This is a genomic window from Sporofaciens sp. SGI.106 (assembly GCF_050314255.1).
Lineage (GTDB): Bacteria > Bacillota > Clostridia > Lachnospirales > Lachnospiraceae > Claveliimonas.
In genome coordinates this window covers 143,163-163,159 of the sequence record NZ_JBNPMZ010000005.1, presented here as the reverse complement: position 1 = coordinate 163,159, position 19,997 = coordinate 143,163, and the positions used below count along the sequence as shown (strand labels likewise).

Here is a 19,997-nt window from a genome sequence, read left to right as displayed (position 1 = left end):
GGATTTTGCGTACCTGAGATGAATTGTTAAATATTTGACTATCTCTGATACGATTGTATTTTAACATGTGGCCTGAAAATAGTAAATGTCAATAAAATACAATCTTTTTTGAAAAATCGCAACTTTTTTGTGAAAAATATAACAAACGTATCGACTAAACGCCTATGGTTGACTTGCACCCGTCAAAACGGTACAATGAATGATAGCGACGAACGCAATTTCGAGCAAGACTTCACCGACTGCTTGCAGTCGAGGGAAGTCTTACTCGAAATTATGTGAGTGCAACGAACAGCGAGGGAGCGAAGCTCACGAGCTGGCGTTCGGAGCGAAGTAAGGAAGAAGAAGCAACGAACAGCGAGGGAGCGGAGCTCACGAGCCGGCGTTCGGAGCGAAGTGAGGAAGAAGAAGCAACGAACAGCGAGGGAGCGGAGCTCACGAGCTGGCGTTCGGAGCGGGAGGATTCTGAATTACAAATACACGAAAAGGATAGTGAACTATGAGATTACGCAGAATGATTGCCATCTGGGCAGCAAAATTTGCAGAGAAGGCCAGTGTCCATATTTTCCACCGACAGGGTGTGACTTGGGCAGGAAAGATTGCGCTGAAGATCTGTCCGACTCTGCTGACGGAGCTTGCAGCTCAGGTGAGAGGAGATATTTTTATTGTATGTGGAACGAATGGAAAGACGACGACCAATAACATGCTTTGTGCAGCTCTGGAAGCGGAAGGTATGAAGGTGGTTTGCAACCATACCGGTTCGAATATGCTGAACGGTGTGGCAGCAGCCTTTGCCCTGGCAGCAGGGATTGGAGGCAATCTGGACGCTGACTGTGCATGTATTGAGATTGACGAGGCATCTACCAGAAGAGTCTTTCCTTATTTTAAACCGGATTATATGGTTCTGACCAATCTTTTCCGGGATCAGCTGGATCGCTATGGGGAGATTGATATCACGATGAATATTTTAAAGGAAGTGATGCAGAGTGCTCCGGATATGAAGGTGATCGTAAATGGAGACGATGCACTGTCGGCATTTCTGGCAATGGATGCAGGCAATCCATATATTACCTACGGAATCAGTGAAAAGGTTATGGATGAGAAGGATTCCCATGAGATCAGGGAAGGACGTTTCTGTAAGAAATGTGGAGAACCGCTTCATTATAATTTTTATCATTACAGTCAGCTTGGGGATTATGCATGTACCAGCTGTGATTTTAAGCGCCCGGAGATTCAGTATGATGCTTCTGATATTCAGGTGGGAGATCAGCTTTCCTTTACAGTGGAAGGACGTCGGATTACGGCTAACTATAAAGGATTCTATAATGTATATAATATTCTGGCAGCCTATACGGCAGCAAGGAGTGGCGGTTTTGCATTAGAGCATTTTAATGATATGCTGGCGAAATTTAATCCGGAAAATGGCCGTATGGAGCAGTTCGTGATCCGTGACACGAAGATTGTGCTGAACCTTGCCAAGAATCCGGCAGGTTTTAACCAGAATATTTCCGCCGTAATGCAGGATGATACATTGAAGGATCTGATTATTGTGATTAATGATAATGATCAGGATGGTACGGATATTTCCTGGCTCTGGGATGTGGATTTTGACCGATTCAAAGGGGCAAATGTGAATTCCATCACGGTAAGCGGCATCCGCTGTCAGGACATGCGTCTCCGGTTAAAATATGTGGATATTCCGTCTATGCTGGAGTCCGATGTGGAGAAAGCGATTTGTGAGCGAGTGGAAAATGGCTGCGGCAACCTGTACGTTCTGGTGAATTATACAGCACTTTTCAGCACCAGAAATGTATTGAAGAGACTGGAGGGAAAGAAATAATGGACAGAAAGATTACGATTGGGCATTTATATCCGGACCTTTTGAATCTCTATGGCGACCGGGGAAATATCGCCTGTCTGATGCAGAGATGTATCTGGCGAGGGATTGAGGCTGAGACCATTGAGTTTGAGCTGAATGATACTATAGATTTTTCGAAACTGGATATCGTTCTTCTGGGCGGGGGCTCTGACAGAGAGCAGATGATCGTCTGTAAGAAATTGAAGGAAATCCAGCAGGATTTTAAGAATTATGTGGAAGATAACGGAGTTGTGATCGCTGTTTGCGGCGGATATCAGCTTCTGGGTAATTATTATAAGACTGAGGAAGGCATGATTGAGGGCCTGGAACTGGTGGATATGTATACAGAGCAGGGAGAAGGGCGCCTCATCGATAATATCGTACTGCAGAGTGATCTTGTAGAAATGCCTGTTGTGGGATTTGAAAATCATGGAGGAAGAACCTTTATTAATGGAAATAAACCTTTTGGGAAAGTGCTCTATGGTTCGGGTAATGATGGACAGAGTGGCTATGAGGGGGTAGTGTATAAGAATGTGATCGGAACCTATCTTCACGGACCGCTGCTTCCGAAGAATCCACAGGTTTGCGACTGGCTGATTGCCCGTGCGCTGGAGCGAAAATATGGGGCTGCCGATCTGGCGCCTTTGGATGACAGTCAGGAAAAAGAGGCAAATCAGTATATTTACCATCGTTTTGTAGAAAATAAATAGAGATGCCGGCTATCAAAAAAGGCACCGGGAGTTATTCCTTCCTGGCCTGTTCTTCTTTTTCGCGAAGTGTGAGCAGGTACAGATACTCCAGAGTGTCTTCTTTTGATTTTGGGGACAAACTCCGATAAAGCTTGAGAACTTTCTGGTCAAGAAGACGTTCCTCCTGCGGGCTCATGACAGCTGCGGAAGAATCGTCGGACTCATTTGCATCAATGAGAAAATCGATAGATACACCGAAGAGGTCTGCCATGGCGGATAGCGTTTCGTGTGACGGCTGACGGTCTTTTGTTTCGTAACCGGTAACCGTTGAACGTGACACATTAATGCGGTCGGCCAGCATTTTCTGGGTCAGGCCGTGTTCTTTTCTCAGGGCTTTGAGCTGTGTGGAAAGTGACATAACAGATCCTCCTTATCACTTGTTACCATATTCTACCAGTTTGGATTTTTTGAAAGTAGAAATGTGTCGAATCTCAACGAAATGTTGCGAAAATGTTGAGAAACGGCACGTGATGTGAAAGTGAATGAGGAATGCGATCTGCCGGAGATATCCCGTTGACACATGGAAATAAACCACATATAATTAATATCAGATGAGAGATGACTCCCGCCTCTGTAGGCGGTGAGCAGCAATTATGTATCAGTGGCGGGTTTCAATCCCCCATCTGATATACGCTCCGCGAGGATGCGCAGGAATTCGGATTAGAAACATGTCTGCTATGCAGACCCGAATTCCGCGCCAAGACTCGCGAGCGAGTCTTGAATAAAAATAGCCGAGAGGATTGAGATAGATGATTATAGCAAAAGATGATGAAGCAATGAGAAGTAAAATATGGAGAATCGTGACGACGGCAGCATCGATTCTGATCATATTGAGTGCGGCATTTTTCCTGGTAAAGCTCTTCATGTCCAACCCGCTTGAGGGAACCTGGGAGAGTGAGGAAGACAGCCTGATTCTGGCGATTAAGAGTAATAATTCACTGGTAGTGCAGGTTCCGGAGGTTCAGGAAGACACTAATGTAAAGGTGAAAATGGAATATACTATCGATAAGGAAGAGAAGACGATTACGATTAAAGAGAATGAAGCGGAGCTTGAGAAGGTTGCGAAAGCATCTGGAGGCAAGTTTACTGCCGAGACTCTGGAAGCTGCGGTAAGTTCTGTGACTACTACCTTTGACTACAGTGTGGATCAGGACCAGCTGACTCTGACAGAACGGGAGTATGGGGAGCAGATTATTTTTGTAAAACAATAAATCAGATGTAAGGGAACACTTACTTCTGGCAAGCAGAGCAAAAGGGCAGCTTTCTGCCCGGTTTTGTCTGGAAATCATTTTATCAGAGTCGAAACCGGGACGGAGGCTGTTCCTTTTGTCTTAAGTGAGTCTTGAAGTTTTGGAAAAGAATGGATTATGAAAAGGAGGTTTTGAGGATGACAAGAGAGAATACGAAAAAGGTAAGGATCGGAGATGTATGGATCGGCGGAGGAAGTCCGGTTGCGATTCAGTCTATGACGAATACGAAGACGGAGGACGTGGAAGCTACGGTGGCACAAATCCTGAAGCTGGAGGCGGCAGGATGTCAGATTATCCGCTGTGCGGTTCCGACTATGGAGGCTGCTAAGGCCCTGGCAGAGATTAAGAAACAGATACACATTCCTCTGGTGGCAGATATTCATTTTGATTATCGTCTTGCCATTGCCGCCATTGAAAATGGCGCAGACAAGATTCGGATTAACCCGGGAAATATCGGTGATAATGCGCGGGTGAAGGAAGTGGTTGATAAGGCGAAGGAATATAATATCCCGATTCGTGTGGGTGTGAACAGTGGTTCTTTGGAGAAGCATCTTGTGGAGAAATATCACGGAGTGACGGCAGAAGGAATTGTGGAAAGTGCCCTGGAGAAAGTGCATCTCATTGAGGGCATGGGATACGATAATCTGGTAGTCAGCATTAAGTCTTCAGATGTGCTCATGTGTGTCAGAGCCCATGAGCTGATCGCAAAGGAGTGCCCGTATCCGCTGCATGTGGGAATTACAGAGTCCGGAACGTTGTTGTCTGGTAATATTAAGTCTTCTGTAGGTCTTGGAATTATCCTGTATCAGGGAATCGGTGATACGATTCGTGTGTCTCTGACCGGTGACCCGGTGGAGGAGATTAAGTCTGCGAAACGGATTTTAAAGACATTGGGACTTCGGAAGGGCGGAATCGAGGTAGTATCCTGCCCGACCTGCGGACGTACCAGAATTGATCTGATCGGTCTTGCAAATCAGGTGGAAAATATGGTGGCAGACATTCCTCTGGACATTAAAGTTGCGGTAATGGGATGTGTGGTGAACGGACCGGGAGAAGCCAAAGAGGCGGATATCGGAATTGCCGGAGGAATTGGAGAAGGCCTTCTGATCAAGAAGGGCGAGATTGTGAAGAAAGTAAAAGAAGAAGAACTTTTAGAGACATTGAGACAGGAGCTGTTACACTGGAATGAGTAAATCATTTTTTGAAGTATTTCCTACATTAAAACTGAATGAAGATATGAAAATGCTGTTTACCGGCGTGGAAGTAAGCAAGGTGGCAACGAATTCCGACAGGGATTATATCCATGTGCATATTTTCAGCAGGCATCTGATTCAGAAGCACAAAGTCTGTGAGATGGAACAGATGATAAAGGAGCAGCTTTTCGGGACAAACCGGATTCAGATCGCGGTGATTGAAGAATATGAACTGTCCAGACAGTATACGCCGGAAAATCTGATGAGGGAATACTTTGACAGTATCCTTTTTGAAGTGGGACAAAGAAGTGTGGTGGAGCGAAATATGCTCCAGACGGCAGACTGGTCTTTTGAAGAGGGAAATATTCTCTGCCTGAAGCTTATGGATACGGTGGTTGCCAAGGGCAGGAAGGATGGTCTGGTGGAGCTGATTCGCCGGATTTTTGAAGATAGATTCCATATACCGATTGAAGTGCGTGTATTGTATAAGAAGATTGAGGACAGTAAGCTGAAATACAATGAGCTGAGACTCCAGCAGGAGGTTGAGGCGATCGTTGAGAAGAATCAGGCAATTCGTAAGGAACGGCTTCAGAGAGAAGAAAAGCAGGAAAATAACAAGGAGAAAGCCGGAAAACAGACTGTGGATGCCGGGCAGAAGGCGGAGAAGGCAGGGGCAGCTTCCGCTGAAAATGGCTCCGGATCTGAGGCAAAGAAGGAAGGCAGTTTCCAGAAGAGAGAGGGAGGTTTCGGCAACAGAGGCGGTGGTTCCTATTACCGCAAGTCGGATGACCCGAATGTGATTTACGGACGTGATTTTGACGATGCCCCAATTGAACTGGAATCTGTTGTGGGTGAGATGGGAGAAATTACTATCCGCGGTAAGGTTATTAGTTTTGATACCAGAGAGATTCGAAATGAAAAGACCATCCTTATGTATGCAGTGACCGATTTTACCGATACTATTATGGTGAAAATGTTTGTGCGCAATGAGAATCTGCCGGAGATGCTGGGCGAGATTAAGATGGGAGCATTTTTGAAAATTAAGGGAGTGACAACCATTGACAAGTTCGACGGAGAGCTAACCATCGGCTCGGTTACAGGAATCCGAAAGATACCGGATTTTACCGTTTCCAGGAAGGACACTTCTCCGGAAAAGCGGGTGGAGCTTCACTGTCATACAAAAATGAGTGATATGGATGGGGTATCGGATGTAAAATCCATCGTAAAACGCGCTCATGACTGGGGGCACAAGGCCATTGCCATTACCGACCACGGAGTGGTGCAGGGATTCACGGATGCCAACCATTACATAGAGACGCTGGATAAGGATGATCCGTTTAAGATTATTTACGGAGTGGAGGCTTATCTGGTGGATGACCTGCAGGATATTGCCATCAACGAGAAGGGGCAGATGCTGGACGGCACCTTCGTGGTATTTGACCTGGAGACTACAGGTTTCAGTCCGATTCAGGATAAGATTATCGAAATTGGAGCTGTGAAGGTGGAGAATGGACGGATTACGGACAAATTCAGTACCTTTGTGAATCCGAAAATTCCGATTCCATTTAAAATTACCCAGCTTACCAGCATTACTGATTCCATGGTGATGGAGGCGCCGGAGATTGAGACGGTACTTCCGCAGTTTTTGGAGTTTATCGGGGATGCGGTACTGGTGGCTCATAATGCCAGCTTTGACGTGGGATTTATTGAACAGAACTGCCGGTATCAGGATATTCAGCCGGACTTTACTTCGGTGGATACGGTTGCCATGGCCAGAATTTTGCTTCCTACTCTTGCGAAGTTTAAGTTAAATATTGTGGCGAAGGCGCTGAATATTTCCCTGGAAAATCATCACCGGGCGGTGGACGATGCAGGAGCCACTGCGGAAATATTTGTAAAGTTTATTCAGATGCTGCATGAAAGAGATATTGATTCGCTTAAGAAACTGAACCAGTTCGGTGCGCATAATGCGGGGGCTATTCGAAAACTGCCTTCTTATCATGCAATCATTCTGGCGAGAAATGATATCGGAAGAACGAATCTGTACACGCTGATATCCAAGTCTCATCTGGACTATTTTGGAAGACAGCCAAGAATTCCCAAGAGTGAGTTTTCCAAATACCGGGAAGGACTGATATTGGGAAGTGCCTGTGAGGCAGGTGAGCTTTATCAGGCCATTCTGAATGATAAGTCTGAGGAGCGGATTGCCAAAATCGTGGATTATTACGATTATCTGGAGATACAGCCTCTTGGCAACAACCGGTTTATGATTGCCAGTGATAAGATTACCAAAGTGAGGGATGAAGAAGATTTAAAGGAGATTAACCGGAAAATTATCCGTTTGGGCGAGAAGTTTGGGAAGCCGGTAGTGGGAACCTGTGATGTGCATTTCCTGGATCCGGAGGATGAGGTATACCGTCGAATTATTATGGCGGGAAAAGGATTCACTGATGCGGACGAACAGGCACCTCTGTATCTTCGGACTACGGAAGAGATGCTGGAGGAATTCGAATATCTGGGATCTGCCAAGGCTCATGAGATTGTAATCGACAATCCCAATATGATCGCGGACTGGGTGGAGAAGATTGCACCGGTGCGGCCGGATAAGTGTCCGCCGGTGATTCCGAATTCGGATCAGATGCTGAGGGATATCTGCTATAACCGTGCCCATGAGATGTATGGACAGGAACTGCCGGAGGTGGTTACGGAGCGTCTGGAGAGGGAGCTGAATTCCATTATCTCCAACGGATTCGCGGTTATGTATATTATTGCACAGAAGCTGGTTTGGAAGTCCAACGAGGACGGTTATCTGGTAGGTTCCCGTGGATCGGTAGGTTCTTCCTTCGTGGCTACTATGGCGGGAATTACGGAGGTTAATCCTCTGAGTCCCCATTATTATTGTAAATCCTGTCATTACAGTGATTTTGATTCCGAGGAAGTGCGTGCATTCGCGGGAGGCTGCGGATGGGATATGCCGGATAAGCTTTGCCCGGTCTGTGGCGAGAAGCTGGTAAAGGATGGATTTGACATTCCTTTTGAGACCTTCCTTGGATTTAAGGGAAATAAGGAGCCGGATATTGACCTGAATTTCTCCGGTGACTACCAGAGTAATGCCCACAAATATACGGAGGTTATTTTTGGTGACGGGCAGACATACCGTGCCGGAACCATCGGTACGCTGGCGGATAAGACGGCATTTGGATTTGTGCGCAATTACTATGAGGAACGCGGCGCGAGAAAGCGTGTCTGCGAAATTGACCGGATCGTGCAGGGATGTACCGGAATCCGAAGAAGTACCGGACAGCATCCGGGAGGAATTATCGTACTTCCCTTGGGGGAGGATATTAATTCCTTTACTCCGGTGCAGCATCCGGCAAATGATACGACAACGGATATTGTGACGACGCACTTTGATTACCATTCCATCGACCATAACCTGCTGAAGCTGGATATTCTGGGACACGATGACCCTACCATGATTAAGACTCTGGAGGAATATATCAGTTCCCCGGCCATGGAAAATGAATATAATGAAACGGACAACAGGTTTGATGCGACGAAGATTCCTCTGGATGATAAGGGCGTAATGTCTTTGTTCCAGAATACGACGGCCCTTGGCATTAAGCCGTCCGACATCAGCGGATGTCCGGTGGGATGTCTGGGAATTCCGGAGTTCGGAACCGATTTCGTTATTCAGATGGTGGTGGACACCAAGCCCCAGTCGCTGTCTGATCTGATACGAATTTCCGGTCTCTCCCACGGGACGGACGTATGGCTGAATAATGCCCAGGAATTGATCCGAAGCGGGAAGGCGACCATTTCCAGCTGTATCTGTACCCGTGATGATATTATGACCTATCTGATTAACAAGGGGCTGGACAGTGAGGAGTCCTTTACCATTATGGAACGTGTCCGTAAGGGTGCGGTGGCAAAGGGAAAATGTAAGGAGTGGCCGGAGTTTAAGAAGGATATGGCAGAGCATGACGTACCGGACTGGTATGTGTGGTCCTGCGAACAGATCAAGTACATGTTCCCGAAGGCACATGCGGCGGCATATGTTATGATGGCGTACCGTATTGCCTACTGTAAGATCAATTATCCGCTGGCATATTATGCGGCGTATTTTGGTATCCGTGCGGATGCATTTTCCTATGAACTGATGTGTCAGGGAAAGGAACAGCTGAATTTCTACATCAGCGATTACCAGAGGCGTTCGGATTCGCTGACTAAGAAGGAGCAGGATACTCTGAAAGATATGAGGATCGTGCAGGAAATGTATGCCCGCGGATTTGAATTTGTGCCCATTGACCTGTATCAGGCCAAGGCATCCAAATTCCAGATTGTGGATGGCAAGCTGATGCCGCCGTTTTCCAGTATTGAAGGAATGGGAGATAAGGCGGCAGAAGCCGTTGAGGCGGCAGCGGCGGACGGACCATATCTGTCGAGGGATGATTTCCGTCAGAGGACGAAGGTTAGTAAAACGGTTATCGATTTAATGAATGACCTGGGACTCTTTGCCGGAATACCGGAGAGCAATCAGCTTTCTTTATTTGAGATGATGTAGAGTATCGGTTGCGCAGGGATCCGGATTTTAACAATAGAAATGGTGAGGTAAGAATGGAAAAGAAAAAGAAGTATCTGGGAATATTATATATTATCTGCTCGGCATTTTGCTTTGCACTTATGAACATGTTCGTGCGGATGTCCGGAGACCTTCCGTCGGTGCAGAAAAGCTTTTTCCGGAATCTGGTAGCCTTCTTTTTTGCGTTTGTGATTATGAAAAAAGAAGGGATTCTATTTTCCTGTCAGAAGAAAAATGTGTCGGCACTGCTGCTTCGCTCTGTGTTCGGAACGCTTGGAATTCTCTGTAATTTCTATGCGGTAGACCATCTGGTGTTGTCGGATGCGTCCATGCTGAATAAAATGTCTCCTTTTTTTGCCGTTTTGTTCAGTTATCTGATCCTGAGAGAGAAAATAACCGTTCCGCAGGCGGTCTTTGTGACGGGAGCTTTTCTTGGAAGCCTTCTGGTGATCAAACCGACATTTTCCAATATGGATTTCCTGCCGTCGGTCATCGGGCTGATGGGAGGACTTGGCGCCGGAATCGCCTATACATTTGTGCGGAAACTGAGCCTTGGCGGGGAGAAGGGACCGATGATCGTCTGTTTCTTTTCCGGGTTTTCCTGTCTGGTTACCCTGCCGTTTTTAATTCTGGATTATCATGCCATGAGCGGGATACAGATTGTGACACTTTTGATGGCAGGACTTGCGGCAGCAGGAGGACAGTTCGGTATCACTGCGGCATACAGTTATGCGCCGGCACGGGAAATTTCTGTATATGATTATTCGCAGATTATTTTCTCGGCGATTTTGGGATTTTTTGTATTTGGACAGTTACCGGATCTTCTGAGCTGGATTGGATATGGAGTGATCTGTACCATGGCAGTTCTGATGTTCCTGTATAATCAGAGGAAAGATGGCTCCCGCCTCGTTAGGCGGTAAGACTTGAAGTGGAAAGGGCAGTATAAATATGAGCAGAGGAACAGAATTTCTGACAATGGTTACCGGAGAATTGAAAGAAAGGATTCGGGAAACAGCCGGAACCATACAGGATGTGGAAAAAGACATTTCCAGAATGAATGAGTACTACTGGGAAAGTTATACGGAGATGGATGAGTATGGATATGAAAATTATGATAATCAGCAGGCGCTGTTAACGCAGGTAAATGCGAATCAGGAAAATAGAAAGCAGCTCAGCAGATGGAAGAAGATGCTGGATTCGCCTTTTTTCGGAAGTGTAGATTTTATTTATGATGGAGAGGAAGAGGCAGAATCCTTTTATATAGGAATCGGCAATTTTGCAAAGAGCAGAGGGCAGATTCCGCTGATTTATGACTGGAGAGCTCCGGTCAGTGCCCTGTTTTACGACTATGACAAGGGTGAGGCTTCCTATGATGCTCCGGCAGGGGTGCTGTCGGGGGAGATTACCTGCAAATGTCAGTACAAGATTCGCGGTGGAAGAATGATATATGAGTTCGAAAGTGATATGAAGATCGATGATGAGATTCTGAAGCAGGAGCTTGGGGCGAATGGCGATATTAAACTTAAGAACATCGTTCGTACAATACAGAAAGAGCAGAATGCGATCATCCGCAATACGAAAGATCGGATTCTGGTGATTCAGGGGGCGGCAGGAAGCGGTAAGACTTCCATTGCACTTCACCGGATTGCCTATCTTTTGTATCACGACCGGAGGCATCTGAAGTCTTCTAATATTTTGATCCTGTCTCCGAACAGCGTGTTTGCAGATTACATTTCCCATATTTTACCGGAGCTTGGCGAGGAAAATATTCAGGAGATGAGCTTTGATCTCTTCGCTTACCGGGAGCTTCAGGCGGTGGCTTCGGATTGTGAAGACCGGTATCATCAGATTGAGAAACAGATCAGTGCCTATGATGAAGATGAGGCAGAGAGGTATCATTTCAAACAGTCCAGGGAATTTGTTCAGGCGGTAGAGGGATTTCTGGTAGAGCTGGAAGATCGACTGGTGGATTTTCGCGACATTTCCTACAAGGGAATGGAGAAAAAGAGCGAAGAGATTTTGAAGATGTTCTATTATAAATTCCAGGATATTCCACTTTTGTCCCGAATGGCAGCAGTCAGAGATTATTTTATTGATGAATATGAGACGCTGAACGGACGAGATCTGCAGGAGGAAGAGCGGGAGATTGTCTGTGAGAAATTTAACCGGATGTATGTTACTACGGACCTTTACGAAATCTATAACTGGTTTCTGGAGGAGAATGATCTGCCTCTTTTACCGGACTGTCCGGTGGAGAAGCGGAGACTGGATTATGAAGATGTATATCCGATCCTGTATTTGAAATACAGACTTTGTTCTTCGGCTGCACATAAAAATATCCGCCATCTGGTGATTGATGAGATGCAGGATTATTCCTATCTGCAGTATGTAATCCTGGAGCGGATGTTCAGCTGCAATATGACGATTCTGGGAGACTGGGCTCAGACCGTGGAAGTGTCCCGTGACAATCCACTTACATTCCTTCCGGAAATTTTCGGAAAGAAGATTCGAAGAATCCAGATGAATAAAAGCTATCGCAATACGACGGAAATTGCGGATTATGCGAAGAAAATCATCGGAATAGAAGGGATTGAATACCTGGAGCGGCACGGAAGAGCGGTAGAGGAGATGGTGTGTGCATCCTGTGAGGAAGCTCTGGAAGAGATCCGGCAGCAGAAAAATCTGGGACCGGAAGGGTATGAGACGGCAGCGGTGCTTACCATGACCGAAAAAGAAGCAAAGTATGCTTACAGATGGCTGAAGGATCAGGGAGAGCCGGTTCATTATATTGACAGAGACAGTACATCATTCCAAAAAGGAATTACGGTGACTACCTATTATCTGGCAAAGGGACTGGAGTTTGACCAGGTGTTTATACTTGGAGGGAAAAAGAAAAGTCCTTTGTTTGATCAGTTCCGGTATATCTGTGCTACACGGGCACTCCATGAATTGTATGTGTATGATGTGGAAGAAAAATAAAAGGGGCGGTGCACGTTGTGTCACCGCCTCAGATTGTAGAAAATGCTATATCAGATGGAAATTAATATCTAAGATATCTGCTGGCATGCCATAATCTTGTCCAGATTGGCAAGAAAGGCAGCACACTGGTTCATGATTTTTTTCTTTTCCAGAGTTGTTTTGTTCTGCTCCAGATAACTGTCGTACATGGCGTACAGCATAATATACGGCAGATCCCGGTTCTGACTCCACTGGAATAAAAGCCAGTTCATGGAGTGGGAATACCAGTATTTCCGCGGAATGTCTCCGGATTCTAGTACCCTGATATGTACTTCCGCCTCCGAAGCCAGCTGGGACAACTCCTCCAGATTCTCTTCCGGAATGTCCTGCTTTCCCCAGCGTTTTGTCTTTAAAAGATCACTTCCCGCTCCAACCAGCTCATTCAACTTATTTGCTGATTCCCAGAAAGGAGCAAAGTTGGGTGATAACGGTGTGTTGTTTGCGGAGCGGTTCATTCGCTCACTGTCCCGGTCTCTGCGGATCGGATTGCGAATGCGCCGGTCATAAATGCGGCGATTCTTCGGATCAATTAGTATCCTGTATGCCTGAAGGACATTCTGAATGTATGGTGTGGTGTCGTAATCCGTGTCAATATTTGCATCCGGATGAAACTTTTTTACCAGAAAATTCTTGGCATTCGTAATCTCTTCATCCGTTGCATCCATCGGTACACCAAGCATATCGTAATAGGTGCAATCTTTCATAATTAAAACTCCCCTTTTAATCTTAACCACAGACAATGTGGTGTGTTTATCATTCTCCCATCCATAATAATACGATAGATTGCATCGGAAATCAATGTTTTCCTTATCCGCTAATTCGTGTCTTCTGGAGTCTCAGAACGTATTAAATTGACTTTTTGACTCAAAAATGATAATATAGACATAAGCGGGACATTTAAAATGAAATTAAGGTGAAATGAAAGGACGATTTTATGAAGAAGCAGGGGGAATACACGCTTGAGGATTATTATGCATTACCGGATGAACGCAGGGTAGAGCTGATCGATGGTGTGATCTATGACATGTCGGCGCCCACGACGATCCATCAGATGATCGGGTCGGAAATTCGCGAACAGTTGAGTAGTTTTATTAAGAGTAAAAAAGGAACTTGCATCCCTTTTGCTGCACCGGTGGATGTTCAGCTGGATTGTGATGACAGGACGATGGTGCAGCCGGATGTTCTGGTGGTGTGTGACAGAGATAAGATTATTAAACGCTGTATATACGGTGCGCCGGATTTTGTGGTCGAAGTTCTTTCTCCGTCTACAAAAAGAAAAGATGGTATTATAAAGCTCAGTAAATACATAAGTGCCGGGGTGAGGGAATACTGGATAGTGGATCCGGATAAAAAACAGGTGGTTGTGTATGATTTTCAGAAAGAAGATTATCCGGTCATCTATGGGTTTGGTGGCGAAATACCGGTAGGAATTTTTGATGGAGAGTGCCGTGTCGATTTTGCGGAGATTTATGAGTACATACGTTTTTTATATGAAAAAGAAGAGGGAGATCTATGATGAAGAATTCACAGATTACACATTGGTGTCATGAGATCATCCGTTCACAGGCAAAAAACAGAGGGATATATATAGATGCAACCATGGGAAAGGGGTATGACACAGCCTTTCTCTGTGAACTTGCGGGAGATGAGGGAAAGGTGTATGCTTTTGATATACAGGAGAAAGCGCTGGAGCTAACGAAAAAGCGGCTGGAAGAGCAGAAGATGGCAGAGAGAGCCAGCCTGATTCTGGATGGGCATGAGCATATGGAGCAGTATGTGGAACCGGAAAGTGTGGATGTCATCTGTTTTAATTTCGGATATCTGCCCGGCGGCGATCACCGTATAGCGACATGCCCGGATACCAGTATTGCTGCCATAGAGCAGGGACTTCGTTTGTTGAAACCGGGGGGAATGATGAGCCTTTGTATTTACAGCGGCGGAGATACCGGATTCGAGGAAAAAGAAAAAATTCTGGATTATTTAAAACAGATTCCTGCAAAAGAATATACGGTGATTTTAAATCAGTATTTTAACAGGCAAAATGATCCGCCTGTACCGGTTTTCATTTTTAAAGGATAGATTTAAGAAAGGGTGAGATGCAGATGAGAAGACAGAACAGACAGGTGACCGATTTTAATGAGATTAAAAAAATAGTTATGGACGGTAAGGTTGCCCGGCTTGGCATGAATGATGAAGGAAAGGTGTATATTGTACCGATGAATTATGGGGCTGAATGTGGGGAAGATGGCAGTATTGCATTTTATTTTCACTGTGCTAAGGTTGGACGGAAAATTGATATACTAAAAAATAATCCGGAGGTTTGCCTTGAACTGGATGGAAGGCATGAACTGGCAGAGGGGGAGACGCCCTGTGATTACAGTTATTATTTTGAAAGTCTGATCGGGAATGGCAGGGTACAGTTCATCGAAGATAAGGAAGAAAAGATAGAGGCGCTGAAGTTGATTATGAAGCATCAGACCGGAAAAGATTTTGCGGAATTTGATGAAAAATGGGTTTGTGCAGTCATGATCTTAAAAGTGAATCTTTCCGAATATGAAGTGAAAAGACACAATCCATAGGGGTGTCTGTTTGTGAAAGAAAAAACTATAGAATTTCATAAATCAATGCTTTAATCTGTGAAAGTATTATGCTATAATATGCAGGTAAGCGTGAGCAGTGCAAACTCAGACTGCACTGTGAGATGCGTTTTTTCGTTATTTCGATAAGATGAGAAAGGATGTAACTGAGAATGTCAAAAAAAGTAATTATGCTTGGTAATGAGGCGATTGCGAGAGGAGCTTACGAAGCGGGCGTGAAGGTGTCTGCAGCTTATCCGGGTACGCCGAGTACTGAGATTAGTGAATATCTGGTACAGTATAAGGATGATCTGTATTGTGAGTGGTCACCGAATGAGAAGGTTGCTACCGAGGTTGCAATCGGAGCATCTGTTGCTGGTGTACGTGCAATGTCCTGTATGAAGCATGTTGGATTTAATGTGGCAGCAGACCCTGCATATACGGTGTCTTATATGGGAGTGAACGGAGGTCTGGTCATCGTCGTGGCAGATGATCCGGGACTTTACAGTTCCCAGAATGAGCAGGATACGAGAATGGTTGCGCGTGCAGCGCAGCTTCCGGTTCTGGAGCCGTCTGACAGCGCAGAAGCGAAAAATTTTATGAAGGCAGCATTTGAACTCAGTGAGCAGTTTGACCGTCCGTTTGTTTTCCGTACAACTACAAGACTGGCTCACTCCCAGGGTGTGGTAGAGCTGGAAGACAGAGCTCAGATTGAGGATAAACCATATGTGAAAGATATTCGCAAGACGGTTATGATGCCGGGAAATGCAAAGCTCCGTCACGTGGAGATCGAGAAGCGCAATCTGGAACTGGCAGAAGCTGCGAATACACTGCCGATTAACCGTGTGGAGATGAATGATACGAAAATCGGTGTGATTACCAGCGGTATTCCTTATCAGTACGTGAAAGAAGCAATGCCGGAGGCATCTGTATTAAAGCTTGGTATGGTCAATCCTCTGCCAAGAAAACTGATCGAAGAATTTGCTTCTAAGGTTGAAAAGTTATATATCGTGGAAGAACTGGATCCGGTGATTGAGGAACAGGTAAAATCATGGGGAATCAAGGCTGTCGGTAAAGAAATCTTTACTGTACAGGGTGAATACAGCGCGAATATGATCCGGGAAGCAATCCTCGGGGAGAAGCTGGATATCGCAGCACCGGCAGCAGCGCCGGGAAGACCGCCGATTCTCTGCCCGGGATGCCCGCACAGAAGTGTTTACTATGTGCTGAATAAACTGAAGCTTCATGCAGCCGGAGATATCGGATGTTATACACTGGGTGCTGTGGCACCGCTCAGTGTGGTAGATACCACTATCTGTATGGGCGCAAGTATTTCCAGCCTTCACGGAATGGAGAAAGCAAAGGGTAAAGATTATATTAAAAACTGGGTAGCAGTTATCGGAGATTCCACATTCTTACATACAGGTGTGAATTCCCTGATGAATATGATGTATAACAAGGCGACCGGAACAGTGATGATTCTGGACAATTCTACGACAGGTATGACCGGACACCAGGATCATGCGGCGACAGGTAAGACTCTTCTCGGAGAGCCTACATATGCCATTGACATTCCGGCACTGTGCCGTGCAATTGGCGTTAAGAATGTAATAGAAGTCAATGCATTTGATATAGCTACATTGGAAAAGGTAGTAAAAGAAGAAGTTGCAAGGGATGAAGTGTCTGTTATTATCACCAAAACACCTTGTGTACTCTTAAGCAAAGAGAAGAAGCCGCTCTATGTTGCACATGAAGATAAATGTAAGAAGTGCGGTATGTGTATGAAACCGGGATGTCCGGCTATGACAAGGAATGCAGACGGAACGATCCATATCGATGATACGATGTGTACCGGATGCGGTCTTTGTGAGACTCTTTGTAAGTTTGATGCAATTGAATTAGTAAAGGCAGGTGACAGATAATGGCAACAAAAAATATTATGATTGTCGGAGTCGGAGGACAGGGAACTCTTCTGACCAGCAGAATTCTGGGAGGCCTTGCCATTGCAGGAGGATATGATGTCAAACTTTCAGAGGTTCATGGAATGGCGCAGAGAGGCGGAAGCGTTGTAACATTTGTGCGCTATGGTGAGAATGTGGCAGAACCGATCGTTGAAGAGGGGCAGGCAGATGTAATCATAGCATTTGAGAGGCTGGAAGCACTTCGCTATGCACATTTTCTTAAAAAAGATGGTGCCCTCATTGTAAATGACTGGAGAATCGATCCGATGCCGGTAGTGATCGGTGCGGCAGAGTATCCGGAAAATATTATTGAAAATCTGAAAAAGGATCATAAAGTATATACAGTAAATGCGACAGAGGAATCCAAAAAGCTTGGCAATCCGAGGGTGTTCAATCTGATTGTTCTCGGTATCGCAGCCCAGCATATGGATTTCACAAAAGAACAGTGGTATGACGTAATTGAACATACAGTACCGCCGAAAACGATTGAGATCAATAAGCAGGCATTTGATGTAGGATACCAGCTTGTCTCAGAGTAGAGGCTGTAAAGAAATTGAATGAGAGGATGGACAGAAGAATGGCAGGAGTAGCATTGGAAAATTGGCAGGAAAAAATCCGCGACCCGAAGATTGAGTGTATGAGCAGGGATGAGATGACAGCGCTTCAGAGTGAACGTCTCGTAAAGCAGGTGAAGAATGTATACGATAATGTAAAGTTTTATCGTGATAAGATGGATGAGATGGGACTGGAACCTGGGGATATTAAAGGGATTGAAGACATTAATAAGCTTCCTTTTACGACAAAAGAGGATCTGAGAAATAATTATCCTTTCGGACTTCTGGCTGTACCGCAGAGTAAGATTGCCAGAGTGCAGGGAACATCAGGAACAACCGGAAAGCTTACCCTTGCATCCTATACACAAAAAGACGTGGATGTTTGGGGAGAATGTGTGGCAAGAGCGCTTACTATGGCTGGTCTTACATATGAAGACAGACTTCATATCTGTTACGGATACGGACTTTTTACCGGAGGTATGGGACTGGATCTCGGAGCACGAGCATTGGGAGCCATGGCAATTCCGATGTCTTCCGGTAATACAAAACGTCAGCTGATGTGTATGGAGGACTTTGGTGCGACAGCTTTTGCATGTACACCTTCCTATGCATTATACCTGGCAGAGGCTGCTCAGGAGGCAGGTATCATCGACCGCCTGCAGATTAAGGCAAGCATCAATGGTGCAGAACCGTGGACAGAGGAGATGCGCAAGAAGATTGAGAGCATCTTCCATATCAACAGCTTTGATATTTACGGACTTTGCGAGATTACCGGTCCTGGTGTGGCAATGGATTGTATCCATCATAAAGGACTTCATGTATATGAAGATTACTTCTATCCGGAAGTACTGAATCCGGCAGATCAGACTGCATGTGCAGACGGAGAGACCGGAGAACTTGTATTTACGACTCTTGCAAAAGAAGGTATGCCGCTTCTTCGTTACAGAACAAAAGACCTGACAAGCATTCAGCATGGCACATGCGAATGTGGAAGAACGCTTCCAAGAATTCAGAAGTTCACAGGACGTACCGATGACATGAAGGTTATCCGTGGTGTCAACGTATTCCCGACACAGGTTGAGACAGCTCTTCTGTCTATGGGCGGCGGCGTAGCTCCTCACTATATGTTGATTGTGGATCGTGAGAATAACCTGGATGTCCTCACTGTAATGGTAGAAGTTGATGAGAAATACTTCTCTGATGAGATCCGTAAGCTGGATGAACTGAAGAACAGGGTGGCCGCAGTATTAAAACAGGCACTTGGGGTATCTGTAAGAGTAAAACTGGTAGAGCCTAAGACTATTCAGAGAAGTGAAGGAAAAGCAAAACGTGTGATTGATAACAGAAATTTATAAGGAGGGGAAATTATGAGTTTGAGCAACACAATTCAGCAGTTATCCGTTTTTTTGGAAAATAGAGAAGGACGTCTGGACGAGGTGCTTTCTGCTCTTGCAGAAGGAGATGTTAATATCGTAGCGCTCAGTCTGGCAGATACTACCGAGTATGGAATGCTCCGTATGATCGTGTCCGATCCGCACAAAGGCCGTATGGTATTAAAAGAAGCCGGAATCACAGCGATGCTTACAGACGTAGTAGCACTGAGAGTTCCGCATGCTACCGGATCTCTCAGCAAAGCAATGCATCAGCTTGTAGAGGGAGAGGTTAATATTGAGTACATGTACGCATTTGCAAATGGTGCGGATGCGGCGGCTGTACTGAAGAGCGATGAGCCGGGACGTGTGATCGATATTCTGAAGGGAAGCGGATTTGACGTATACAGTGCAGATGAAGCATATAATGCTAACAGATAGGAAATGAAATCTGAAAAAAGGTATAAAAAGTGGGATGTCAGATGACATCCCATTTTTTAATCGAATTACATGTATTCTTTTACATATTTAAAATTATATATATTTTATATAAATAAAAGGTACATCTCATTTGATTAAATTGTGGCAATTACAGTTTTACAACATTAACTGCCTGAGGTCCCTTAGCACCTTCAGTTACTTCGAACTCTACAGCCTGACCTTCTTCTAATGATTTAAAACCATCCATTACAAGTCCAGAGTAGTGAACGAATACATCATTTCCAGACTCGTCAGAAATGAAGCCGTAGCCTTTTTGGTTGTTAAACCATTTTACTGTACCTTTGCTCATTTTCATACCTCCATAAAGAATTGATAACCCATAATGATATCCTATAGATTCCTTAACAAATTAACACATTTGGGAGGGAAAGTCAATGGAATATGTGTT

The 19,997-nt window shown here is 45.2% G+C and carries 17 protein-coding genes; 14 read left to right on the top strand and 3 right to left on the bottom strand.

Annotation, left to right across the window (positions count from 1 at the left end; genetic code table 11):
- Positions 1 to 496: 496 nt before the first annotated feature.
- Both ACQRCC_RS06050 and ACQRCC_RS06045 read left to right on the top strand, forming a co-directional pair.
- Complete coding sequence (locus ACQRCC_RS06050) at positions 497 to 1,837, top strand: MurT ligase domain-containing protein (protein ID WP_427849912.1); 1,341 nt, start codon at positions 497 to 499, stop codon at positions 1,835 to 1,837.
- A complete protein-coding gene (locus ACQRCC_RS06045) occupies positions 1,837 to 2,565 on the top strand; it encodes a type 1 glutamine amidotransferase (RefSeq protein ID WP_427849911.1) in 729 nt (242 codons plus the stop codon). Before ACQRCC_RS06050 ends, ACQRCC_RS06045 begins: the two co-directional genes overlap by 1 nt.
- 31 nt (positions 2,566 to 2,596) lie before the next feature.
- Here the strand turns inward: ACQRCC_RS06045 and ACQRCC_RS06040 are convergent, their stop codons facing one another.
- Positions 2,597 to 2,962, bottom strand: coding sequence for a helix-turn-helix transcriptional regulator (locus ACQRCC_RS06040; RefSeq protein ID WP_427849910.1), 366 nt, complete (start codon positions 2,960 to 2,962; stop codon positions 2,597 to 2,599).
- Between the two features lie 391 nt (positions 2,963 to 3,353).
- Here ACQRCC_RS06040 and ACQRCC_RS06035 point away from each other — a divergent pair, with 391 nt between their 5' ends.
- From ACQRCC_RS06035 to ACQRCC_RS06015, 5 genes are all read left to right on the top strand, one after another.
- Positions 3,354 to 3,815 carry a hypothetical protein gene (locus ACQRCC_RS06035; protein ID WP_427849909.1) on the top strand — a complete coding sequence of 154 codons (462 nt, stop codon included), beginning with the start codon at positions 3,354 to 3,356 and terminating at the stop codon, positions 3,813 to 3,815.
- Positions 3,816 to 3,991: 176 nt separating this feature from the next.
- Complete coding sequence (ispG, locus tag ACQRCC_RS06030; RefSeq protein ID WP_427849908.1) at positions 3,992 to 5,047, top strand: flavodoxin-dependent (E)-4-hydroxy-3-methylbut-2-enyl-diphosphate synthase; 1,056 nt, start codon at positions 3,992 to 3,994, stop codon at positions 5,045 to 5,047.
- Positions 5,040 to 9,611, top strand: a complete 4,572-nt coding sequence (locus ACQRCC_RS06025; RefSeq protein ID WP_427849907.1) for a PolC-type DNA polymerase III — start codon at positions 5,040 to 5,042, stop codon at positions 9,609 to 9,611. The genes ispG and ACQRCC_RS06025 overlap by 8 nt, the downstream gene beginning before the upstream one ends.
- A 53-nt stretch (positions 9,612 to 9,664) precedes the next feature.
- Entirely contained in the window at positions 9,665 to 10,549 is an 885-nt protein-coding gene (locus ACQRCC_RS06020) for a DMT family transporter (RefSeq protein WP_427849906.1), read from the top strand.
- Between the two features lie 28 nt (positions 10,550 to 10,577).
- Complete coding sequence (locus ACQRCC_RS06015; protein WP_427849905.1) at positions 10,578 to 12,608, top strand: HelD family protein; 2,031 nt, start codon at positions 10,578 to 10,580, stop codon at positions 12,606 to 12,608.
- Between the two features lie 68 nt (positions 12,609 to 12,676).
- On the opposite strand, the gene ACQRCC_RS06010 is transcribed toward ACQRCC_RS06015, so the two are convergent.
- Positions 12,677 to 13,351, bottom strand: coding sequence for a J domain-containing protein (locus ACQRCC_RS06010; RefSeq protein WP_427849904.1), 675 nt, complete (start codon positions 13,349 to 13,351; stop codon positions 12,677 to 12,679).
- A gap of 230 nt (positions 13,352 to 13,581) precedes the next feature.
- On the opposite strand from ACQRCC_RS06010, the gene ACQRCC_RS06005 reads away from it, so the two are divergent.
- From ACQRCC_RS06005 to ACQRCC_RS05975, 7 genes are all read left to right on the top strand, one after another.
- A complete protein-coding gene (locus tag ACQRCC_RS06005; protein ID WP_427849903.1) occupies positions 13,582 to 14,163 on the top strand; it encodes a Uma2 family endonuclease in 582 nt (193 codons plus the stop codon).
- Complete coding sequence (locus ACQRCC_RS06000) at positions 14,163 to 14,726, top strand: tRNA (mnm(5)s(2)U34)-methyltransferase (RefSeq protein ID WP_427849930.1); 564 nt, start codon at positions 14,163 to 14,165, stop codon at positions 14,724 to 14,726. The genes ACQRCC_RS06005 and ACQRCC_RS06000 overlap by 1 nt, the downstream gene beginning before the upstream one ends.
- A 23-nt stretch (positions 14,727 to 14,749) precedes the next feature.
- Positions 14,750 to 15,226, top strand: coding sequence for a pyridoxamine 5'-phosphate oxidase family protein (locus tag ACQRCC_RS05995; protein WP_427849902.1), 477 nt, complete (start codon positions 14,750 to 14,752; stop codon positions 15,224 to 15,226).
- Between the two features lie 170 nt (positions 15,227 to 15,396).
- Positions 15,397 to 17,145, top strand: a complete 1,749-nt coding sequence (gene iorA, locus ACQRCC_RS05990; RefSeq protein WP_427849901.1) for an indolepyruvate ferredoxin oxidoreductase subunit alpha — start codon at positions 15,397 to 15,399, stop codon at positions 17,143 to 17,145.
- Positions 17,145 to 17,723: an indolepyruvate oxidoreductase subunit beta gene (locus ACQRCC_RS05985; RefSeq protein WP_427849900.1), complete on the top strand. Its 579-nt coding sequence runs from the start codon at positions 17,145 to 17,147 to the stop codon at positions 17,721 to 17,723. Before iorA ends, ACQRCC_RS05985 begins: the two co-directional genes overlap by 1 nt.
- Positions 17,724 to 17,761: 38 nt before the next feature.
- Positions 17,762 to 19,093 carry a phenylacetate--CoA ligase family protein gene (locus ACQRCC_RS05980; RefSeq protein ID WP_427849899.1) on the top strand — a complete coding sequence of 444 codons (1,332 nt, stop codon included), beginning with the start codon at positions 17,762 to 17,764 and terminating at the stop codon, positions 19,091 to 19,093.
- A 12-nt stretch (positions 19,094 to 19,105) separates the two neighbouring features.
- A complete protein-coding gene (locus ACQRCC_RS05975) occupies positions 19,106 to 19,549 on the top strand; it encodes an amino acid-binding protein (protein ID WP_427849898.1) in 444 nt (147 codons plus the stop codon).
- Between the two features lie 148 nt (positions 19,550 to 19,697).
- Here ACQRCC_RS05975 and ACQRCC_RS05970 read toward each other — a convergent pair whose 3' ends face one another.
- A complete protein-coding gene (locus ACQRCC_RS05970; protein ID WP_427849897.1) occupies positions 19,698 to 19,898 on the bottom strand; it encodes a cold-shock protein in 201 nt (66 codons plus the stop codon).
- Positions 19,899 to 19,997: the final 99 nt, after the last annotated feature.